The following is a 17,367-nucleotide window of genomic DNA, read 5'->3' as shown; positions in this document are numbered from 1 at the left end:
TCCTCCTTGCAGATCTGGCTCAGTGAGCCTTGTTCTTGTCGTTGGAGCCAGTGGTGCCCGCGCTCGGACCGAGCGAGGTGGAGGCCCAGCCCGCGATGTCCGGCGAGCTGGTGTTGCCGCCGGTGTCGCCGCTGTTCTCGCTGGTCTGCGGCTGCTGAGTGTGAACGGCGTCGCTACCGCCCTGGAGGTGCATCATCGGCTTGGCCGAGCCCTCGTGGAACGGGTCGCCCGCGAATCCCTCGGACATGAAGATCTCCTTCTACTTGTGGCCGGCGGGGCAGTACTTGGGCTTGGCGCCCCGGCCGGACCATTCCTTCTTCTCGTTCTCGCAGCCCTCGAACTCGCAGATAGCGACGGGGTCAAGGGCGACCTGGTCAGCCTCAAAGTGCTGCGGAGTGATCTCTTCGCAGCCGAGCCAGTGGGTGGCCCGGCCCCTCTCGGCCTCACGGCCGCACTTCTGGCATGTCATGCCGGTACCTGACGCTTGACGGAGGTGGACAGGGAGGGACGGCCACCGGCCGTGAGGCCGGCGAGCATCGACATCAGGTCAGGCTTGCCGCCCGGCCCGAGCTGCGCCTGGCCGGGGGCGACGCCACCCGGCGCACCCGTGGTCGGGTTCATCCCGAAGGGCACCCCAGCGCCGCCCTCTTCGGCGCCGGGGGCCCCGGGCGGAGCCGCCGCGGACGTGGGGGACGCGGGCTCCGGCTGGAACGCCTTCAGTACGGCCTCGTGCATCGGGATGCCCTTCTCGCGCATCTCGATGATGGAGGCCGCCTGGGCGAGCACCATCGTTGGGTCCATGCCCTGCTGGGCCATGATCCCGGCACTGCTGAGCATGGCGAAGATGCCCTGCTTGAGGGCGTCGGTCACCTGCTCCTTGTCGACCTCCGCCTGAAGGGCGGTGACGTCAATCTCAAAGGGAAGCTGTCGCTGGACGAAGTCCCGCGAGACCAGCTGGTCTCCGCGGAGCTGGAGGAGGAAGACCAACGCCTGATTCGGGTTCATCCCGGAGGCGAAGCCGTACGAAACGGAGACGGTGTAGTTCCCCTTGATGTCCTTCGCGGGGGTGTACGTCTCCTCAAACGGTGTTCCGTTCACCGTGCCAGAGATCGTCTTCTTCGTGTCCGGCCAGAACTTCTCGTCCATCTCGAAGGCCAGCTCGATGGCCTGCTCCAGAGCGAAGCCGATCATCAGCTGGCCCGTTGCGATCTGGATGTCGTAACCGCCGTTGAGAGCGTCCACGCCACGGCCGGTAATGATCGAGGCGTCCACGTCGCCCGTGGCGCTGGCCGGCGTACGCGTACCGCGCATCACCTCCTGGGCCAGCATGGCCTCCTGCTGCCAGGCCGCCTGCGGCATGTCCGTGCCCACGCGCCGGATCTTCTCCGGCGAGTTGGTACGAATGACGGCGTCGTCCCCCATGGGGATGCGCTGCACGTCCGGCGGAATTGCAAGCGGCGCCCGGACGGTCTGCTGCGTGGCCTGGAGGCCAAGCATGGCCATGCGGTTCCTGGCCAGCATCGGCCAGACCACGTCGTCGAACTGGCCGCGCTCCTGGTCGTCCCACTTCGGCTTCTCGGCGACGGCGACGGCCACCTTGCCGAACGCGTTGTCCGTGATCATCAGGACCAGGTTCGAGCGCTCCGGCATGTACAGGACGTAAGAGTCCTTGTCGCAGAACTTGATCAGTTCAAGCTCAGTGTCCCCGCTGGTCTGCTGGCCGTACGGCTGGTCTCCACCCGTGATCACGGCGGCATGCTCGGGGAACTTCGCCACAAGCTGGCGCACCTTCTCGCGCCACACCCTGCTGTACGAGCGGACGTTGCCCGCCAGGTCGTACTCCACGTACGACTTCATCGGGTTGTCGAGCCGGATGCGAGGCTTGCCGGCCTCAAAGTCCGGCTCGACGACGAACGGCAGCCCGCCGTACGTCAGGTACCAGTCCGCACCGGTGGGCATGTGCTTGCGGAGCTTGGAGTCCGCCACGTACGAGTACGCAATCTTGGTCTTCTTCGCGACGAACTTCTTGCCGCGCTCCGAAGTCATCACGCCCGTGGCGCAGTTGATCGACGGGAGCGGCGCCAGGTTCTCGGCAAGCTGCCTGGCGGCCGTATCGATGGCGTTGGCCACGATGGGCCTGGGCCACGCGTCCGGGAGGCTGCCCGGGGCAATGTTGTTGATCTTCTGGGAGCGGGCGTCATAGATCGTCTGGTGACGCGCGTCCCGCTCCTGGGCGTCACGGCGCAGGGCCTCAACGCGCATCGCGATCTGTCGAATGTCCCGCATGGCCACCTCCCGGGCGCGCAGTGTACGTCCTGTACAGAACGTCAGCGCCAGACCTCAGGGCTGGAGACGCGGTGGACGATGGTGGCCGGGGCAGAGGCGCGAACCTCAACCTTGAAGTGGGCGTTCGCCGGTACGGTCCGCTTCATGGGGAAGTCGACGTACGCGAACCCGTCGGCGTCGACCAGGACGGGCCGAGTGACGATGAGACTGTCGGACTCGGCGCCCGAGGTCAGGTCCACCGTGAAGAAGCGGGCCTGGACGATCGAGCCGTTCGTGGCATTGGCCAGCTTGAGCTGGGCCAGCTCGTCCACGTAGCAGGGCCCGGCCACGATCGCAGAGTCGTTGGCCATGGCCAACGTGATCCACTCGCCGGCCGGCAGGGCGCTGATTGTGGGCTTGGACTCGACCGGGGTTTCGGGCATGGGGCCCTCCTCGGAGGCGGGTGGGGTGGTCTGGCCGGAAGCTCGGGCGACGATGCCCGGGAAGACGATGTCGTGGAACTGCCGGACCCGCGCGTCACCCGGGCAGTCAGTCCCGCCCGAGGACCAGTCCGCGTACATCCGGTGATAGCCAAAGCCCGGGTCATCCGCCGAACGGCAGATGCGCAGCGGAATCCCGTGCGTCTCGTGCACCCAGACCCCGAGCCGAATCAGCTGCTCAATCTGCTCCGGCGTCCACGCGTCGGTGTGCTTGAGATTCGAGGCCGACTCCAGACTGATGGCACCAGTGCCGTCGGGCCGCCGGTTGGCGGCATAGTTCGCATCGGCGCGCGTCTCCGTGCCGATGAACTGGCCGATGCTGCCGTCGTAGTCGAGCCCGAAGTGGCTCTCCAGATTGGTGGAGTCACGCCAGTACTCGTAGATGCGCTGTTCGTCCCACGGCGCGGCGATGCTGTGGAGGATGAGCTGCGTCGGCCTGATAGCCGCCTGGTTGTCGGACTCGGGCTGAAGCTCCAGTTTCTTCGCCCCGGGGTACCACGCCATCAGACACGCTCCGGCCAGTGCCACGAGCCACCCTCGTACGAGCCGTCGGCCTTCGGCTCACCATGGGTCACTCCGCGGTTGAAGAACATGCCCTCCGGGTTCAGTACCGCGAGATCCACGAGGAACGGCCCCCCGCGCACAGCGGTGATCACGGCCGCCCGGCACTCTGAGGTGTGCTCGCCTCCGGATGTCCCGTAGCTCACGTAGTGGACCACCCGGCCCACGCTCGGCTTCTGCTCCACGTCTACTCCCTCACCAGTTCATGGAGCCGTCCCAGGCCCCGGCGCCCTGCTGCTGCAAGGCGAAGTCAATGTCGACGACCATCTGTCCGGACTGGTCCCGCTCCGAGGTGAACTCGCTGTTGTTCACGTGCCAGCCGGAGAAGTCCGAGAGCATCAGCTCGCGGCAGCGGATCTCCGCGAACCAGAAGGCCATGACGATGTCCGTCAGGCCCTTCGTCTCGGGGAACCAGGCGCACAGCTGCTCAATGAACTGCCTCACGGCCTCGGACTGCGTCTGCGACGGCAGGCGGATCAGGTTCCGCCCCTGCTGCCAGCCCTCGAAGAGCAGCGCCATGGAGGCAACGCCGAAGTCGGAGTCCCACTTGTTGCTGTTGGTGTGGTGCGGCGAGATCAGGCAGCCGCGGGCGTTGAGGTACGTACGGATCTCGGCGTCCTGCGTGATGGACGCCTGATAGGCGTTCTTCTCGATCCGCCACTCCGAGATGCCGTACCGCTCCGTCAGGCGCTTGATCTCGGCCCGCATCTCGTGCGGAGGCATGCCGCGCTGGTTCACCACGTCCAGCACCCAGCGCTGACCGGTGCGCCGGTCGAGGCCGACCACCACCATCGCCGTGCACCCGGAGGCGGCCGGGTCCAGGCCGGCGACCACAAGCAGCCCGTCCATGCCGTACGGGCGGTGGTCCGACTGCCCGTCGAACATCCGGCCCGGGTACCGGGCCCGGTCGATGCAGCCCTGGACGTCCTCCGCCTTGAAGATGGCGTCGTCCGCCACCTGGTCCTGCATGTAGACCATGGACCAGTTCCGCGGTGCCATGCGGGAGCGCTTGCGCGCAAGCGCCGGGCCGGGCCACGCCGGCCACATGCCGTTCCGCGGCCAGCCCTCCGCCATCGCCTGGTTGCGGGCCGCCTTCGAGACCGGCGGCCGGTTGGTCTCCGGCCACAGGGTGACCCAGTCCTTCGGGTCGTCGGCGAAGGACAGCACCGCCGGCTGGGTCAGGTACGTCCACGGCGACTTGCCGTCGGAGTAGTACTTGGCGTTCAGGATCTCCGAGTACAGATCGACCGTCGCCATGCGCGTTCCGACCAACAGCATCCGGCCGCCCATGTCGGCGACACGGGAGCCGACGATGTTCTGGATCCAGTCGATCTGTGCTTCGAACTGCTGGTGGTTCGTGTTGTCCACGCAGTCGTCCATGATCACGAGATCAGTACGCGTGCCGTAGATCTGGCCCCCGAGGCCCACGGCCTCCACGGTGTAGTCCTTCTCGCCGGAGTCGACGCCGGCGACACGGATCTGCGTGTTCGTCCAGGTGCTCGCGCCCTCGGCCCATCCCCCGGGCGGTCCGAAGTCCCGCTGGAGTTCGGCGTACGCCTTCGACTCGGCCAGCCTCTGCTTGATCGCGAAGAGGAACTTGGCGGCGAGCGACTGAGTCTTCGAGATGATCAGTACACGGATCGAGGGGTCCTGGCAGATGCGCCACACCACGTAGTTCGTGGTGATGACCGTGCTCTTCGCGTGCTCCGGGGGGGTGTTGACCAGGATCGTGTCCGAGTCGCCCTTCACGTACCGCTGCGCGGGGTGCAGATCCCGCGGCGGTCGACCCTCAAGGAGGTCGTACCACTGGAGGTGGTGCGCGGCCAGCCGCGTATCCAGGTACTTCTCGGAGAACTCCGGGAAGTCCGGGACCTCCTTGCGCGCGGCCTCCGCGCCCTCGGCCTTCGCCTGCAAGGCCCGGTCGATCAGGTCCCGGTAGTCCGGGTCGGACTTGCGGTAGTACTCGTGCGTCTTGCGCGAGCAGCCAGCCTGGCGGCAGCCCTCCTCGATCGTCCCGCCCATGCGGACGGTCGCGATGATGGTCTGCTTCTTCTCCGCGGAGGAGAGCGTGGAGTTGCGCCGGTCCCTGGGCTTGAGGGCCGGCAGCTCGTCCTTGTTGACGATGAGCTTGGCCATCAGAACTCCGGCCGGAAGCTGACCCAGGCGCCCATGGGGGCGAGGCGACAGAGCATGTGATCCCGCCAGCCGTCGAGCATCTCCGGCCCGTTCAACTCCGCAATGATCCGGTCGTAGCGCTCGCCGTACATCGGTGCGCCAGGTGTGACCACACGCAAGGCGTCGCCCTGGGCGGCGAAGCGGTCCAGAACTTCACGGCGCCGCTCGGGCGTCGCGACCACCACAAGGACCCGGTCCGGGGAGCGCTCCTCCAGGCAAGCGGCGACGAAGCCCATGAAGGGCACCTTCACGTCACGGTCCTCCATGCGCCCTGCTCCCCAGTCCAAGGGGCCCATCAGGGGGCCCAGCAGCCGGGGAAGGTACATCCGGCTCCGGAATTGCGCCAACGGCCCCCCTGACGTTATTGACAAGCAGTCTCATAAGAACCTCAATAAAGGTTCTGCTTTGTTCTCGGCGGCAGGCGATGTACCTTTCGCCGCGCCGGGTTGAGCACGCTCCCCGGTCGCCGGATCTGGAATCCGACGCAGGCCGTCAGAGGGCGCCGCGCAAACGCGCCCGGATTCGGCCGGGGCACCCACGAGCAACAGGCGATCCGGAGGCAGGAGCGCCGTGGCGGACACACACAAGACCTGTTGCACACAGCCGCGCTGACCAGGAGTAATGCCCTGAGTCCTCCCCTGACAGGGGCTCCCCTGCCCCCGCTCACGCGGGGACCAGCATGCGCGCCGCCAGGCGCGCACAGAGCACCGCGGCGCGGACCGCCCCAGCGAGTCCGCAATGCCGCGGAGAAAGCGGGCCCAATGGGCCCGGGATTGCCGGCCAATGAGGGCCGGCAAAGCACTGGGGGGTCTAGCTTCGATCGATGGGTTGGCACCATCGATCGCGCTCGGCCCCCGGTTTAAACACCGGGGGTCAAAGGCATGCAAATGCATGCACACGGAGCAAACATGCAGCTCAGGCCCCCAAAGAGGGGGCCGAGCGCGATCAAGCGAGGGGGACAACCCACCCCGAGCTTCGCTCAGGCTGTGTCCCCCTGCATGGGTGTGCCTTCGGCACACAGCTGTAGAGCAAGAGCTGTGCACCACCAGGTGCACACATGCAGTGGGCCTGCGGCCCACATGCTGGCCACCAGCAGGGGTGCTGCGCACCCCATGCCGTACGGCTGGACACGCCCAGCCGTACACCCATGCGTGCCCACCACAGTGGGCACAGCTGTGCCCCCGCATGCGCAGGGCTGTACGCCCTGCTGCTGCCCTTGCCCGTGAGCATCGGGGCATGAGCCCCTCGCTCACTCCGCCGCAGCCGTACGGCCCCTGACGGGCCGTGGTGATGCGTCCGGCAGAGCCGGACAGCACGCGTACGCGCGAGCACCCTCGCCCGGCCGCAGAACGGCCGTCCCTAACCCGCCCCATGCGTCTCAGGCCCCACGCGCCTGACGGCTGCGCATATGCCTCTCGCCTGTGCTGACCTGCGCATATATCTATGCGCGGCTGGTCCATGACCGTGCGTCCCGGCCATGTCTGCACACCGCCGACACAGGCGGAACGATCAACCCCCACGAGCATGATCGTGCTTATTCCAAGTCTCAACAGACATGTGTACGAGCTAAGGCAACCCTCATCAGTGCAGGTCAGAGGGCTATCAAAAAGAATCTTGAGAAAGATGCCGCGAACGGCTTGACCGCGATCGTGCTTAGGGAGCAGTCTGTGACCACGCCACCACGGAGCCCCGGAAACGGGAGCAACCGGGAGGAGTAGAACGGCTCGAACACGCCTGTGTTCACCGGCCGTTCATGAACTTCAGCACCACTGCACGGCCCGCTTACATGCGGTCCGGAGCAGAGCGGCAGTTGTGGCCCGTCGGCCATCAGATCCGGTGCGAACAATCCACAGCAACGTCCACCCGTAGGCGCTTTGAGGCGTCAGGCGGGTGAGTGCAAGGCACTGAGAGCGTGTTCCCGAGCGGGTTACCCCCGCGATGACCGGCACGCAATAGGACGGAGCAACGACGATGACGGGCATTCAGGTTGCCCGTCACTCGTCATGCGGGCAGGGCTGCCAAGCCCCTTGATCCGGGGCGCTGGACGCACCGGTATCCCTGCCCGCTTGATGAGTCACTGATCTTTGGAGAGGGATCATGAAGCTTCATTACGACATCCTGGTGCAGCCGCGCCGGACGTACGTGCTGGAGAGCAGCGACCCGGAGATGACGTCCAGGATCGCGAGCGAGACCGGCACGTTCACGTATCACGAGTACGACGTGTGCGACTGGGATAAGCGGCCGATGAACGTCGTGACTGTGCACAACGCCCGTGGCGTTGTGCAGTCGGTGTTTGCTTGGCACATCCCGAACCGCACCGCACGCATTGGCTTGCTGGACTACACCGCCCGCCCGGTACGCAACAGGCGGTGCGCGTACGGCGACAGCGACCACGCCACGTGGTCCATCTCGGACCACATCGGCTTCCTTGGGTACTACTGCGAGCATCACGCCCGCATGGCCTTCCCCGAGCTGATGGAGTCGTGATGGAAGACCGCAACGACAACGAGTGCAGCATGCGCGGGTGCCAGGAGACGGAGAATCTGACCTCCTTCTCTCGGCTCGACGAGCTGGATGGCGGCACGTGGCGCTGGAAGTTCTGCCCGGAGCATGCGGAGAAGTTCAAGGAGCTGTAAGAGCCATCGGGCCCACGGACATGCGCCGTGGGCCCTGTTGGTTCCGCAGATCACGGAACCCGATCCAAGGAGAGGGATCATGGACGACATTGCATTCGAGAGTGAGCTCACCACGCCCGACCGCGCGGACCGCGCCCGGGAGGTGTTCAAGGCCTACGTGAAGGATCTTCCGGGGTCTCTCCTGGAAGACCTTGTGGCGGATCTGCTCCACATGGCAGACGTCGACGACGTTCCCGGCGGGGGCACCGCCGTACTGACTCGCGCGGCTCGGCACTACACAGCCGAACTCCCCACCTGGCCCCAGAGGTACGTGGGTCAGGTGTCCATCGGAGGAGAGTGGCTGACCGTCGGCGGAGACGCCACCGCCTTCCAGGCGGCTGAGACGCTCCGGAACGCGATGCTCACGGTGGGGCTGCGTCACGGCGAACTCATGGACCACTGCCGCGACCTTGCCAAGGGGCACGTCCTCACGGCGGAGAATGGCACCGCGTTCCGCGTGATCCCCGTCAACTGAGCCTGTAAGAGCCATCGGGTGCCCGTCTCGTACGGGCACCCTCTTGGTTCCGCAGGAACCGCCGTAGCTGATCACTACGGTTCACGTGATTCTTGGAGAGGGATCATGGACGCGAGCTGCACGCCGGAGCGTTTCGACGCCCCGCTGTACGACTTTGACCACGATGACTTCACGGCCGACGAACGGGACTTCACGGTCACCGTGGCGGGGTCCGAGAGGCACGACCAAGAGTCGCCGTACACGTACGTGGTGAGTGCCCAGTCGTGGGCAATGGCGTGGGGTCTTGCGCTGGCTCACCACATCGTGGAACAGGAAGACCTGGACAGCTACGTGGTAGCCAGCGAATCATTCGAGGGCATGCCCCCAAAGGGTGCTGACTACCACGTGAACGACTTGAGGCCGGTCTGAGCAGTCCCTGCAAGAGCCATCGGGCCCACGTCTCGTACGTGGGCCCTCTTGGTTCCACAGGAACCGCGCTCGGTTGATCCCCGAGCGTCAGTGATCTTCCAAGGAGAGGGAAAGATCATGAACGACACCATGCAGTACTGGAGCAACGGCGACGGTACGTTTACCGTCCGGGCGTACGAGGTTACGTACTCCGACGACACGCCGTGCAAGCTCGTGTACACGCACGCCATTGCGTACCGAGAGTGGACGCGAGACAACGGCGACACGATGACCATGCGTTTGCTGACGCGGGACCACCGTCCCGCCATCGGGGATGAGATCGCGGTCCCGGGGGCCGAGGCCTACCGCCTTACTGCGCACGGCTCGTACGGCAGCGTCTCGGTCGTGTCCCTGGACAAGCTCAGCGACCCCGTGGGGTACCTGGGTGCCCGCCACACCATTGAGCGCATCGAGCGCGCGATGAGCGGATACACCCCCTGCGCATGCCGTGACTGCATGGACGTCACCGTGTCCAGCGACATGAGCAAGCCGGAGCTGTGCGAGGACTGCCGTGAGGCAGGCTGCACGAACCACAACAACCTGCCCGGCTTTATCGCCGGATACGGGCTCGGGTACGAGTGCCAGCGCGACGATGCGTACGGGGAGTGCTGAGCATGGATCTTGAGACAACGCGCCGACGTCTTGCGGCGGGCATGGAACTCCGCGTGCAGACGCATCCCGCTACCGACGCATGGATGCAGGGCGACCGGTACGGCACCGTCACGAAGGCAGGGCGGCAGCTCATTCACGTCAAGATGGATCGTTCCGGGCGCGTGCGCAAGTTCCGCCCGGAACACCTGGAAGTCCTCTGACCCATCCGCCGCAGCATCGGGCGCATCCTCCGGGGTGCGCCCTCTTGCTCTTACGGATGAGAGCACGGCTCGACTGATCATTGAGCTGACGATCTCTTGGAGAGGGAGATCATCATGAGCGAGACCTACGGCACCATCTGGGTCTGCATGGACTGCATGCTGCACCACGCCAACGGCGAGTGCGGCGGATGCCATGAGGGTCACGACGAAGAGCCCCTGAGTGCCATTGGGGACGGTTTCTACGTGGCCATGGGCATGGACTACGAGGAGCACGCGGAAGACTGCCAGACCCGCATCGAGCGTGAGTGGCGGGGCGAGTGCGACTGCGAGACGAACACCTTCAGCACCTCCCAGTGCGCGGGATGCGGCTCGTACTTGCACGGCGAGCGCCACGCAATGACGCTCTCAAGGAGGTCTGAGTCATGGCCTTCCTGATCGCGCTGCTCTTCCTGCTCTGTGGCGAACTGCCGCAGTGTCAGGAGGAAGACGGCTCCACGCAGAGTGTGTGCGTGTGGAGCGACGGCACGGGCGTGCCCGTGCTCAACGTGGACCATGGCAGCTCCTGGCTCACGCTGGGTGGTGAGTGAGCATGGCATTTCAGTACCAGCCGTCCACCCTGGACGAGTACACGCAGTACGTGGTGCAGGAACTCCGCGCGGGCCGCGGAGTGCAGATCACCTATGACCCCAAGGACGGCACGTTCACCGGCATCGTGGGCATCGAGTCGGGCAGCGCGTTCGCCCGGCAGGTGGCCGAGAGGGCCGAGCGCCGCACGTCCACGCTGAACAGCTGACCCTGTCGGCCCAAGCCGAGTGCATCCCGCCCCCCCCACGGGGTGCACTCCCTTGGTCTTGCAGATCAGCTTGACCTGAGAGAATCCCATGACCGACTTGGAGAGGATCGATCATGCCTACCCGTGACGCCAAGTTCACGTACACCCCCGAAGAGCACGACTACCTGACGTTCGCCTGGGAGGGCGGCGCGTACATCGACATCTTCTCGGGTGACGAGGAGTACCCGCGAGAAAACATCAACGTCTGGGACTACGAGAGCGACGTCTCGACCATCGCCCCCACCCAGGAGGAGTTTGAAGCCCGGTGCGATGAGTGGATCGACGACAACGCGGCCTGACACTCTGCTGAGCCATCGAGCCCACGTCTCGTACGTGGGCTCTTTTGGTTCCACAGGGACCACACCGCCGGATTGATCCCCGGCGGCGCAGTACTGCCCATGGAGAGGGGCACACCATGTACGGCATCACCAACCCCGTGATCCGAGAATGCGCGTGGCGCAGGGACCAGGAAGTCAGCACCACCGAGTTCCACGAGGACATGATCTTCGCGGGCCGCAGCGGCCAGCCGGTCCACATGTGGACGGGCGAGACCCGCAAGGGCGACCCACTGGTCGTCGTATGGGTGGCAGGCAAGCACGCCGGCCAGGTCTTCTCGGCGTACGAGATCACCGAGAACAAGGGCAGGGCCAAGCTCTCTCAGCAGGACATCTTGCGGGCCATGGTGGACCTCAACGATCAGTACGAGCTGGTCACCGGGCATGACGCGTATCTGCACTCCGCGTCCGTAGACGGGCACGCGGTCTTCCACTTCATCGGCGGCGTGGTCGCCGACACCCCGGAAGACGCCCTGCGGCACATGGAAGAACTCATGGGCAAGCTTGCCGAGGAACTCACACAGGGCGGGGGCGAGTGAGAATGGCTGACCGGATCACCATCTACCCGCCCGGCACGCGCGTCGTCTACGACGACCCGTACTTCGGCTGGTACCACGGGCGCGTGGTCGTGTGCCTGTGCAAGCGGCACGTCTACCAGCCGGAGATCGCCGGCCAGGAGTGCGGTTGCCATGCCGCCGTGTGCCCCCGTCCCATGCACGTTCTCTGGGACGACGGCAGCGAGTCGCATGAGGGGCTGTACATCGCTCCCGCTGTCGACTGACCGACTCCCGGCCGTGGGGATGGCCGGGTCCGAGAGGCCCCCTGAAACCCCCACAGGGGGCCTCTCCTTGTCCCTGCGGCCAAGTGCCGCACGCTCCGCTACCTCTCCGGCGTCGAAGCGTGCGGTTCTTGGTGGCACGGGCCACCAGCCATGGAACGGAAGAGAGGACGTGTCTCATGGTCAACACCGAATTGATGCACCGAGTGCTGGCGCACATCAAGGCCAACCCCGAACAGTGGGACCAAGGCAAGTGGACCAACTGCTTCGCCGGCTGGACCGTCCGCCTGGGCATGCCGAACGTGACGGAGGGCGGGAAGCCGTACGACTGCGGCTCGGCCTGCTGTGACCACACGCGGTCGATCCTTCTTGACGACGCAGGGGCGGAGATCGACGAAATCTCCAGCACTGCGCGTGAGCTCCTCGCCCTAGATAACGACGGGGACGAGATGTACCGACTGTTTCATGCCGAGGCCGAGCTGGACGACTTGGAGCGCATCGTCCAGGAGCTGACCAGCGCCTGACCACAGATTCCCCCTGCCCGCGCATGATTCGCTCTGCGCGGGTGGGCCGGGGCAATCCTTGGAGAGGGAGCGATGCCTCAGCAGCGGGTACAGAAGCCCGTCAGCAAGCCCGCCGACAAGCGGGCCGGGCGGGACCAGGAGGATGGCGAGAGAGCCCGTCAGGAAGTCCGCGAGGACATACGCAAGACGTGGTGGCCGGCATGACGAAGCCCCCGGCAGAACCGGGGGCTTCTGTGCGTCAGTCCTTCACGGGCGGGCTACCAAGAGGCTCCGCAGTCCATGCAGTGCTGCCTGCCGTCTGGGGTCATGTAGACGGCAGCTGACCCGCACTGGCAGTTGCCCATGCGAGCGAGCCTTTGAACGAGCTTCCGGACCTTCACGAACATGGGGTTCTCCCGTCGATTACATGTACTCGTCTGGAGCGCCACCGTGTTGATCCTGGGGCCACGCAACGCGGCAGTCCAGGCACGTGAGACGCCATTGCAGTTCGCCGCTCTCCGGGTGCTTTGCCTGCGACAGGATCACGGCGGTCCCGCCGCACTTGATGCACCGGACCGGGAGGTTCTTCTTCGACATGGTTGCCAGTCTGTCAGTGGGCGGGAGACCCGCCCCGGCGGGGCTTGCTGCCACCACGAGGGGTGACCCCGACCGGGACGGGCGACTATGCGGGCCGCACTACGGCCCAGGATTCGATGACCATGCGGTAGACCGTGTGACTCTGGCCCTTGCCGTGCTGCTCAGCGGCGTGCTTCTGGGTCCAGGTCTGGGCGTCCGTGAAGACCGGATACCCCACAGATGCCTCAAGGCACTCGCGGCATACAGCCGAATATGTGGGCGGATGCCCGTCAGCGGTGCTCAGGGCCTGGAAGCGCCAGTTGGCGAACCGGAAGGTTCGGCGGATCACACCGACCTCCCGTACCTGCTACCGGCGTTGCGTACGGCGAGCTTGGCAGTCAGCTCCTGTGCGGTGGTCGCTCGCTGGACCACCAGTGCGGGGGCTTCCCACTCCTTGTGATGGTCGAGCGACAGGAGCTTCACCACGCCGGCGTGGATGTCGATCACCTCACCCACACGGCGATCCCTCGTGTCAAGGGCGTACTGTCCGATCTCAAGTGCCTTGGTCATGCATGCCGCCTCTCATCGGCAGGGAATGGCGGACGGTGCGCAACGCTGGCGTGACCAGCTGTAGCTGTCCGTCACATGCATAGTCGACCGGTGGACTAGTCATGTCAAGGGCTACGAGAAAGCCCCCACCCGAAGGTGGGGGCTCAAGTACCTCTGATCAGGCGTTCATTGAATACTCGTCAGTCCGCGTCCAGCGTCCCGACGGGTTGACGCCGACCTCGTACACGAGGGGCTTGCCCTGCGCGTCATACGCCACGTGGCGGACCTCGCTTACGGCCAGCGGGCCCTCCAGGCGCAGGAGCGTCAGCTCCTCCTCGGACGCAAGGCGCGCCGTCCACCAGTCACGCCCGCTGTGCGGGCGCCGACCGGTCTGCATCTCGACATAGCGGGTGGTGCCTTCGCGTACCCGCTCGCGCAGCAGTAGACGAGGTGCAGCCTCGGCAACGTCCGCGGCAAACCAACTCATGCTGGTAGCGGTGGGGGTCTCGCCCTCAAAAGTGACGCGCTGACGCCGCGCAACAGGGCTGCCCGGCTCGATGTCGAGCGCGGTGGCCACGGTCTCCGGCGCCGGAACCGTCTCCGCAGAGACGATCTCGGCGTACTCGCCGGCCGTGTAGATGTGGCCGGTGTCCACGGCCGCCCGGTAACGCTCCCCGGCGGTCCGGGCGAGCGGCATCCGCTCGCGGACGCGGGACCCCAGCCCCTGCTGGGTCTCGATCAACTCCTCTTGGCGCAGGACGTCCAGCGCCTTGACGACGGTGGCGCGCGCCACGCCCCAACGCTCGGTGAGCTCACGCTCCGGCGGGACAGTATCGCCGGGCTTCAGATCCCCACGGACGATCTGCCCGCGGAGATCGGCAGCAATCAGTTCGTACTTCGGCAGTGCCATGGTCAGGCCCTTACTCGACTAGTGGACTGGTCCAGTAGTCATGCTGGTGCCGCACTGCCGTGACGGTCAAGTGCCGTCGCCAGGAACCCCCGCCCTTGTGGGACGGGACGTAATCCGCAGTTCGTCCAACGGCCCGTCTCGGCGGGCACTGGCAACACCTCGCCCGGGGGGCCCTGAATACCCGGCATGAGCTGGATGGCGCTGGTGAGGACACCGGTCACGGGACCGGAGACGGAGGTTCGACTCCTCCACTGCGGACGGAAGCGTGGCAGACGCTACGAGGAACGCCGCTGCTGCCCTTCGGGGCAGCGAGCCCAGACGGGTGCGGCCATCGCCTCGCGCGGGCCCTGAGCCCTCTAGCTTCCGGTGAGTTTTGCTCCAACTAAGTGAGATCTGCCAGGAGGAGCCGTAAGGGTCTGGCCAGCCTGAACCCAAACCAAATGGCCGCCCCCATCCAAGGAGAGGGAGAGACGTGGAGATCATCCGAGACTATGCGACCGAACTGACTCCGTCGGGGAGCAAGTTCAGGCTGCCGAGCACGCCTCAGGTCGTGGCCGTGACGCCCGAGATGGCGTCCGACTGGCTGAGCTACCGCAACCACCCCAACAACCGCCCGCTCTCTAAGAGCGTGTCCGGCCGGTACCAGACGGACATGGAGGCGGGGCGGTGGGCGGAAGCCACGCCCGAGGGGTACATCTTCGACACCGAGGGCTACATCATCTCTGGCCAGCACCGCATGAAGGCGCAGGCCAACGCCAACGTGGAACTCAGGATGTGGGTCTTCCCCGACCAGCCCCGGGAGATCTTTGAGGTCGTGGACCAGGGGTACAAGCGCACCGCGGCGCACCTGATCCAGGCCCCGTACGCCACCAGCCTCGGGGCTGGTGCCCGGCACCTGGCGGCCCTGGCCGACGGTGACCGCTGGGGGATGCCGCGCTTCTCGCGGATCACCACGCCCGAGATCGTGGAGACCTTCCACGCCTGGCCGGAGCTGACCTGGTACGCCAAGGAAGTCCACGCCGCGAACATCGAAACGGGCATTCCGATTGGTCCGCACGTCGCCGTTCTGGCGCAGGCCGCCCGCACCGAGTACCGCGATCTGCTCCACGACTGGGCAGCTGGCGTCAGGTCTGGTGAGAACCTGTCGGGCATTGACCCGCGGCTGATGCTGCGCAAGCGATTCCTCGCCGGCCTGCCGACCGGCAGGGGCAAGCGGGACCACGCTTACGCGCTGATCGTGAAGGCCTGGAACGCCTACGCCACCGGTACCCAGCTCTCCGTGCTGCGGCACGCCACCACCGAGTTGCTGCCGTCGGTCGCAGGCTTCTCCTTCTCCAAGGAGAAGGCCGCGTGACTGCCTCCCCACAGAAGAAACGGGCCTGGGAGCAGAAGTTCGACCGGCTGATCAAGGCAGCCCAGAGGACTGCTGAAGACGTGCTGGTGGGCGTCCACGAGGCCCGCAAGGACGGCCTGACCCAGGCCGACATCGCGTACATGATCAAGGATCGCTCGTCATCCGGGATCGCCGCCAAGGACTCCAAGGGCGAGAAGATCCTCAAGGAACGGAAGGGCGAAATCAAGCCGTGACCCCCCACCGCGGCATGGCGGTGCTGCTCCCACCCCGCAAGGGGTGGGGCGGCCCCACCTACGCCATGGTCGTAAAGGCCACCCCCCACATCGTTCACGTACTGATTACCGCAGACAGCGGGGGCCGCACTAAGGGCACCTGCTACGCCACTCCGCGTAGGCGCCTCACCGGGCGCCGGCGGGGCAAGCACCGCAGGACCAGACGGCCACGACGGTGGTGGTACGGCTGGTGACCTGCGGTGACCGTGTTCATCGCGGTTCGAATCGGACCGGCCGCGCTCGGTTAATTTTTCGGCAACCTGACGCCAGCAGCGACGATAACCGCCGTCTCTGCCCCACACTGTCCGTGCTGCCACCGACCGCGCCAAACCGAGGGGAACCCAGTGCCGCCTAAGAAGAGGATCGACTTGCCCGACAACGTAAGAGAAGCAGTCCTCGGGGATGTGCTGCTGACGCATGAGGCTGCGATCGAGGCTGACGAGCGCGACAAGATCAGGATCTACCTTGCTGTCGAGCAGGGTCTGACCACCCAGGAAATTGCCGATCGGATGAACGTATCCCAGACCGCCGTCAGCAAGTGGCGTCGGCAGGGTGAGGAGGCGTACCGCCGTCGTGAGGAAGAGCGAGGTCTCCGCGCTGGAGGCGATCCTGACAGACCCCGAGAACTCATCTCGAACGGGGGATGAGATCGCCGCGCTCTGCATAGAAGCGCTCGATGACGTCCGCGCAAGATCCCATCGCCTGGCTGTAGTTGGCCAGGTACAGCACGAGGCCTCAGGACCGGTCCACACGGTCGTCCTGGGGCCTTTCTCGTCCCGGGGCATCCTGGACAGCCAGGAGAAGTTCCTCAAGGCCACAGAGGGCGGTACAGCCGCCCGGGAAGTCGGCCAGCACCTCGCCTGGGACGTGAAGACCGGCAAGGGCAAGGGCCGCTTCCTGCTCGCCCCGATGTTCTGGAAGCCCCGCGACGCCTGGGACTTCTACCGGGGCGAAGGCCCCGCGGAGCACGTGGCCGAAGTGGTCGAGCGCCTGCCCCGCAGCATCACCCCTGTCTGCACCTGCGGGCTGCGCGCCCGCCCCGCCTGCCGCTTCTGCGGCCGGGCGACCGAGCACCACTGCCCCCTGCACGAGCCGGGAGCAGAGATCCACCGCTGCTCTGCGGCGGGATGACCTCGCCCTTGCGGGGCGGGACGGAGGAGCGATGCGGGACGGAGCATCGATATCCGGAGACGACGCCAGTGCATGGCTGCGCGAGCACTTCGCCGGAGCCTCAGAGGCGGAGATCGACATCACATGGTCGCGTGACGCGACACCTGATCAGGGCGCCTACGAACGGCTGTTGGAGATCCTGTTCTCCCCCAAGGCGGGCGACAAGGCGGCATAATCC

28 protein-coding genes are annotated in these 17,367 nt (G+C 66.0%); 18 read left to right on the top strand and 10 right to left on the bottom strand.

Translation table 11 applies throughout. From position 1 onward, the window contains the following. Positions 1-19: 19 nt before the first annotated feature. The 7 genes from ACZ7J0_RS03100 to ACZ7J0_RS03070 are packed head-to-tail and all read right to left on the bottom strand — an operon-like array spanning position 20 to position 5,767. Positions 20-247: a hypothetical protein gene (locus tag ACZ7J0_RS03100; protein WP_470883415.1), complete on the bottom strand. Its 228-nt coding sequence runs from the start codon at positions 245-247 to the stop codon at positions 20-22. A 12-nt stretch (positions 248-259) separates the two neighbouring features. After that, positions 260-469 carry a hypothetical protein gene (locus ACZ7J0_RS03095; RefSeq protein ID WP_470883413.1) on the bottom strand — a complete coding sequence of 70 codons (210 nt, stop codon included), beginning with the start codon at positions 467-469 and terminating at the stop codon, positions 260-262. Further along, complete coding sequence (locus ACZ7J0_RS03090; protein WP_470883411.1) at positions 466-2,286, bottom strand: hypothetical protein; 1,821 nt, start codon at positions 2,284-2,286, stop codon at positions 466-468. The genes ACZ7J0_RS03095 and ACZ7J0_RS03090 overlap by 4 nt, the downstream gene beginning before the upstream one ends. A 41-nt stretch (positions 2,287-2,327) precedes the next feature. Further along, positions 2,328-3,269 (bottom strand): peptidoglycan recognition protein family protein, encoded by a 942-nt coding sequence (locus tag ACZ7J0_RS03085; protein ID WP_470883409.1) that lies wholly within the window; start codon positions 3,267-3,269, stop codon positions 2,328-2,330. Then, positions 3,269-3,511: a hypothetical protein gene (locus ACZ7J0_RS03080; protein WP_470883407.1), complete on the bottom strand. Its 243-nt coding sequence runs from the start codon at positions 3,509-3,511 to the stop codon at positions 3,269-3,271. Before ACZ7J0_RS03080 ends, ACZ7J0_RS03085 begins: the two co-directional genes overlap by 1 nt. Before the next feature lie 10 nt (positions 3,512-3,521). After that, a complete protein-coding gene (locus tag ACZ7J0_RS03075) occupies positions 3,522-5,462 on the bottom strand; it encodes a phage terminase large subunit family protein (RefSeq protein ID WP_470883406.1) in 1,941 nt (646 codons plus the stop codon). Next, positions 5,462-5,767: a hypothetical protein gene (locus ACZ7J0_RS03070; RefSeq protein WP_470883404.1), complete on the bottom strand. Its 306-nt coding sequence runs from the start codon at positions 5,765-5,767 to the stop codon at positions 5,462-5,464. Before ACZ7J0_RS03070 ends, ACZ7J0_RS03075 begins: the two co-directional genes overlap by 1 nt. 1,831 nt (positions 5,768-7,598) lie before the next feature. Between ACZ7J0_RS03070 and ACZ7J0_RS03065 the strand changes: the two genes are divergently transcribed. The 13 genes from ACZ7J0_RS03065 to ACZ7J0_RS03005 all read left to right on the top strand — a co-directional run bounded on the left by ACZ7J0_RS03065 (position 7,599) and on the right by ACZ7J0_RS03005 (position 12,379). Beyond that, positions 7,599-7,988, top strand: a complete 390-nt coding sequence (locus ACZ7J0_RS03065; protein ID WP_470883402.1) for a hypothetical protein — start codon at positions 7,599-7,601, stop codon at positions 7,986-7,988. Beyond that, complete coding sequence (locus ACZ7J0_RS03060; protein ID WP_470883400.1) at positions 7,988-8,137, top strand: hypothetical protein; 150 nt, start codon at positions 7,988-7,990, stop codon at positions 8,135-8,137. Before ACZ7J0_RS03065 ends, ACZ7J0_RS03060 begins: the two co-directional genes overlap by 1 nt. Before the next feature lie 79 nt (positions 8,138-8,216). After that, entirely contained in the window at positions 8,217-8,651 is a 435-nt protein-coding gene (locus ACZ7J0_RS03055; protein ID WP_470883398.1) for a hypothetical protein, read from the top strand. 105 nt (positions 8,652-8,756) lie between these two features. Further along, positions 8,757-9,059, top strand: coding sequence for a hypothetical protein (locus ACZ7J0_RS03050; protein ID WP_470883396.1), 303 nt, complete (start codon positions 8,757-8,759; stop codon positions 9,057-9,059). Between the two features lie 117 nt (positions 9,060-9,176). Next, positions 9,177-9,710: a hypothetical protein gene (locus tag ACZ7J0_RS03045; protein ID WP_470883395.1), complete on the top strand. Its 534-nt coding sequence runs from the start codon at positions 9,177-9,179 to the stop codon at positions 9,708-9,710. Positions 9,711-9,712: 2 nt separating this feature from the next. Next, complete coding sequence (locus ACZ7J0_RS03040; RefSeq protein ID WP_470883393.1) at positions 9,713-9,910, top strand: hypothetical protein; 198 nt, start codon at positions 9,713-9,715, stop codon at positions 9,908-9,910. A 114-nt stretch (positions 9,911-10,024) separates the two neighbouring features. Beyond that, complete coding sequence (locus ACZ7J0_RS03035; protein ID WP_470883392.1) at positions 10,025-10,345, top strand: hypothetical protein; 321 nt, start codon at positions 10,025-10,027, stop codon at positions 10,343-10,345. After that, positions 10,333-10,497 carry a hypothetical protein gene (locus tag ACZ7J0_RS03030; protein ID WP_470883390.1) on the top strand — a complete coding sequence of 55 codons (165 nt, stop codon included), beginning with the start codon at positions 10,333-10,335 and terminating at the stop codon, positions 10,495-10,497. The genes ACZ7J0_RS03035 and ACZ7J0_RS03030 overlap by 13 nt, the downstream gene beginning before the upstream one ends. A 2-nt stretch (positions 10,498-10,499) precedes the next feature. After that, entirely contained in the window at positions 10,500-10,703 is a 204-nt protein-coding gene (locus tag ACZ7J0_RS03025) for a hypothetical protein (protein ID WP_470883388.1), read from the top strand. Between the two features lie 113 nt (positions 10,704-10,816). Beyond that, a complete protein-coding gene (locus ACZ7J0_RS03020; RefSeq protein ID WP_470883386.1) occupies positions 10,817-11,041 on the top strand; it encodes a hypothetical protein in 225 nt (74 codons plus the stop codon). Positions 11,042-11,157: 116 nt separating this feature from the next. Then, positions 11,158-11,616 (top strand): hypothetical protein, encoded by a 459-nt coding sequence (locus ACZ7J0_RS03015; RefSeq protein WP_470883385.1) that lies wholly within the window; start codon positions 11,158-11,160, stop codon positions 11,614-11,616. Between the two features lie 2 nt (positions 11,617-11,618). Next, a complete protein-coding gene (locus ACZ7J0_RS03010) occupies positions 11,619-11,858 on the top strand; it encodes a hypothetical protein (protein WP_470883383.1) in 240 nt (79 codons plus the stop codon). A 176-nt stretch (positions 11,859-12,034) separates the two neighbouring features. Then, positions 12,035-12,379, top strand: a complete 345-nt coding sequence (locus tag ACZ7J0_RS03005; RefSeq protein WP_470883382.1) for a hypothetical protein — start codon at positions 12,035-12,037, stop codon at positions 12,377-12,379. A 661-nt stretch (positions 12,380-13,040) separates the two neighbouring features. Here ACZ7J0_RS03005 and ACZ7J0_RS03000 read toward each other — a convergent pair. From ACZ7J0_RS03000 to ACZ7J0_RS02990, 3 genes are all read right to left on the bottom strand, one after another. Next, a complete protein-coding gene (locus tag ACZ7J0_RS03000; protein WP_470883380.1) occupies positions 13,041-13,283 on the bottom strand; it encodes a DUF7848 domain-containing protein in 243 nt (80 codons plus the stop codon). After that, positions 13,280-13,504, bottom strand: a complete 225-nt coding sequence (locus tag ACZ7J0_RS02995) for a hypothetical protein (protein ID WP_470883378.1) — start codon at positions 13,502-13,504, stop codon at positions 13,280-13,282. The genes ACZ7J0_RS03000 and ACZ7J0_RS02995 overlap by 4 nt, the downstream gene beginning before the upstream one ends. 157 nt (positions 13,505-13,661) lie before the next feature. Beyond that, positions 13,662-14,393, bottom strand: a complete 732-nt coding sequence (locus tag ACZ7J0_RS02990) for a GntR family transcriptional regulator (protein WP_470883376.1) — start codon at positions 14,391-14,393, stop codon at positions 13,662-13,664. A 472-nt stretch (positions 14,394-14,865) separates the two neighbouring features. On the opposite strand from ACZ7J0_RS02990, the gene ACZ7J0_RS02985 reads away from it, so the two are divergent. The 5 genes from ACZ7J0_RS02985 (at position 14,866) to ACZ7J0_RS02965 (ending at position 17,364) form a co-directional block, all read left to right on the top strand. Further along, positions 14,866-15,747: a hypothetical protein gene (locus ACZ7J0_RS02985; RefSeq protein WP_470883375.1), complete on the top strand. Its 882-nt coding sequence runs from the start codon at positions 14,866-14,868 to the stop codon at positions 15,745-15,747. Beyond that, positions 15,744-15,980 (top strand): hypothetical protein, encoded by a 237-nt coding sequence (locus ACZ7J0_RS02980; RefSeq protein WP_470883373.1) that lies wholly within the window; start codon positions 15,744-15,746, stop codon positions 15,978-15,980. The genes ACZ7J0_RS02985 and ACZ7J0_RS02980 overlap by 4 nt, the downstream gene beginning before the upstream one ends. Positions 15,981-16,363: 383 nt before the next feature. After that, positions 16,364-16,666: a helix-turn-helix domain-containing protein gene (locus ACZ7J0_RS02975; RefSeq protein ID WP_470883372.1), complete on the top strand. Its 303-nt coding sequence runs from the start codon at positions 16,364-16,366 to the stop codon at positions 16,664-16,666. Then, positions 16,593-17,150 (top strand): hypothetical protein, encoded by a 558-nt coding sequence (locus ACZ7J0_RS02970; protein WP_470883370.1) that lies wholly within the window; start codon positions 16,593-16,595, stop codon positions 17,148-17,150. Before ACZ7J0_RS02975 ends, ACZ7J0_RS02970 begins: the two co-directional genes overlap by 74 nt. Positions 17,151-17,181: 31 nt before the next feature. Continuing rightward, on the top strand, positions 17,182-17,364 hold the full coding sequence (locus ACZ7J0_RS02965; protein WP_470883368.1) for a hypothetical protein: 183 nt from the start codon (positions 17,182-17,184) through the stop codon (positions 17,362-17,364). The last annotated feature ends 3 nt before the right edge of the window (positions 17,365-17,367 follow it).

The sequence above is a fragment of the Streptomyces sp. NPDC038280 genome (assembly GCF_055600045.1).
This window is presented reverse-complemented; position numbering and strand designations above follow the sequence as displayed.

Bases quoted from the DNA above. Each gene is read 5' to 3' on its own strand.
- ACZ7J0_RS03045 (WP_470883395.1), top strand. From the start codon at position 9,177: ATGAACGACACCATGCAGTACTGGAGCAACGGCGACGGTACGTTTACC.
- ACZ7J0_RS03075 (WP_470883406.1), bottom strand. From the start codon at position 5,462: ATGGCCAAGCTCATCGTCAACAAGGACGAGCTGCCGGCCCTCAAGCCC.
- ACZ7J0_RS03095 (WP_470883413.1), bottom strand. From the start codon at position 469: ATGACATGCCAGAAGTGCGGCCGTGAGGCCGAGAGGGGCCGGGCCACC.
- ACZ7J0_RS03070 (WP_470883404.1), bottom strand. From the start codon at position 5,767: ATGGAGGACCGTGACGTGAAGGTGCCCTTCATGGGCTTCGTCGCCGCT.
- ACZ7J0_RS03060 (WP_470883400.1), top strand. From the start codon at position 7,988: ATGGAAGACCGCAACGACAACGAGTGCAGCATGCGCGGGTGCCAGGAG.
- ACZ7J0_RS03085 (WP_470883409.1), bottom strand. From the start codon at position 3,269: ATGGCGTGGTACCCCGGGGCGAAGAAACTGGAGCTTCAGCCCGAGTCC.
- ACZ7J0_RS03065 (WP_470883402.1), top strand. From the start codon at position 7,599: ATGAAGCTTCATTACGACATCCTGGTGCAGCCGCGCCGGACGTACGTG.
- ACZ7J0_RS03055 (WP_470883398.1), top strand. From the start codon at position 8,217: ATGGACGACATTGCATTCGAGAGTGAGCTCACCACGCCCGACCGCGCG.
- ACZ7J0_RS03020 (WP_470883386.1), top strand. From the start codon at position 10,817: ATGCCTACCCGTGACGCCAAGTTCACGTACACCCCCGAAGAGCACGAC.
- ACZ7J0_RS03050 (WP_470883396.1), top strand. From the start codon at position 8,757: ATGGACGCGAGCTGCACGCCGGAGCGTTTCGACGCCCCGCTGTACGAC.
- ACZ7J0_RS03030 (WP_470883390.1), top strand. From the start codon at position 10,333: ATGGCCTTCCTGATCGCGCTGCTCTTCCTGCTCTGTGGCGAACTGCCG.
- ACZ7J0_RS03010 (WP_470883383.1), top strand. From the start codon at position 11,619: ATGGCTGACCGGATCACCATCTACCCGCCCGGCACGCGCGTCGTCTAC.
- ACZ7J0_RS02965 (WP_470883368.1), top strand. From the start codon at position 17,182: ATGCGGGACGGAGCATCGATATCCGGAGACGACGCCAGTGCATGGCTG.
- ACZ7J0_RS03015 (WP_470883385.1), top strand. From the start codon at position 11,158: ATGTACGGCATCACCAACCCCGTGATCCGAGAATGCGCGTGGCGCAGG.
- ACZ7J0_RS03100 (WP_470883415.1), bottom strand. From the start codon at position 247: ATGTCCGAGGGATTCGCGGGCGACCCGTTCCACGAGGGCTCGGCCAAG.
- ACZ7J0_RS03025 (WP_470883388.1), top strand. From the start codon at position 10,500: ATGGCATTTCAGTACCAGCCGTCCACCCTGGACGAGTACACGCAGTAC.
- ACZ7J0_RS03040 (WP_470883393.1), top strand. From the start codon at position 9,713: ATGGATCTTGAGACAACGCGCCGACGTCTTGCGGCGGGCATGGAACTC.
- ACZ7J0_RS03090 (WP_470883411.1), bottom strand. From the start codon at position 2,286: ATGCGGGACATTCGACAGATCGCGATGCGCGTTGAGGCCCTGCGCCGT.
- ACZ7J0_RS03005 (WP_470883382.1), top strand. From the start codon at position 12,035: ATGGTCAACACCGAATTGATGCACCGAGTGCTGGCGCACATCAAGGCC.
- ACZ7J0_RS02995 (WP_470883378.1), bottom strand. From the start codon at position 13,504: ATGACCAAGGCACTTGAGATCGGACAGTACGCCCTTGACACGAGGGAT.
- ACZ7J0_RS03035 (WP_470883392.1), top strand. From the start codon at position 10,025: ATGAGCGAGACCTACGGCACCATCTGGGTCTGCATGGACTGCATGCTG.
- ACZ7J0_RS02990 (WP_470883376.1), bottom strand. From the start codon at position 14,393: ATGGCACTGCCGAAGTACGAACTGATTGCTGCCGATCTCCGCGGGCAG.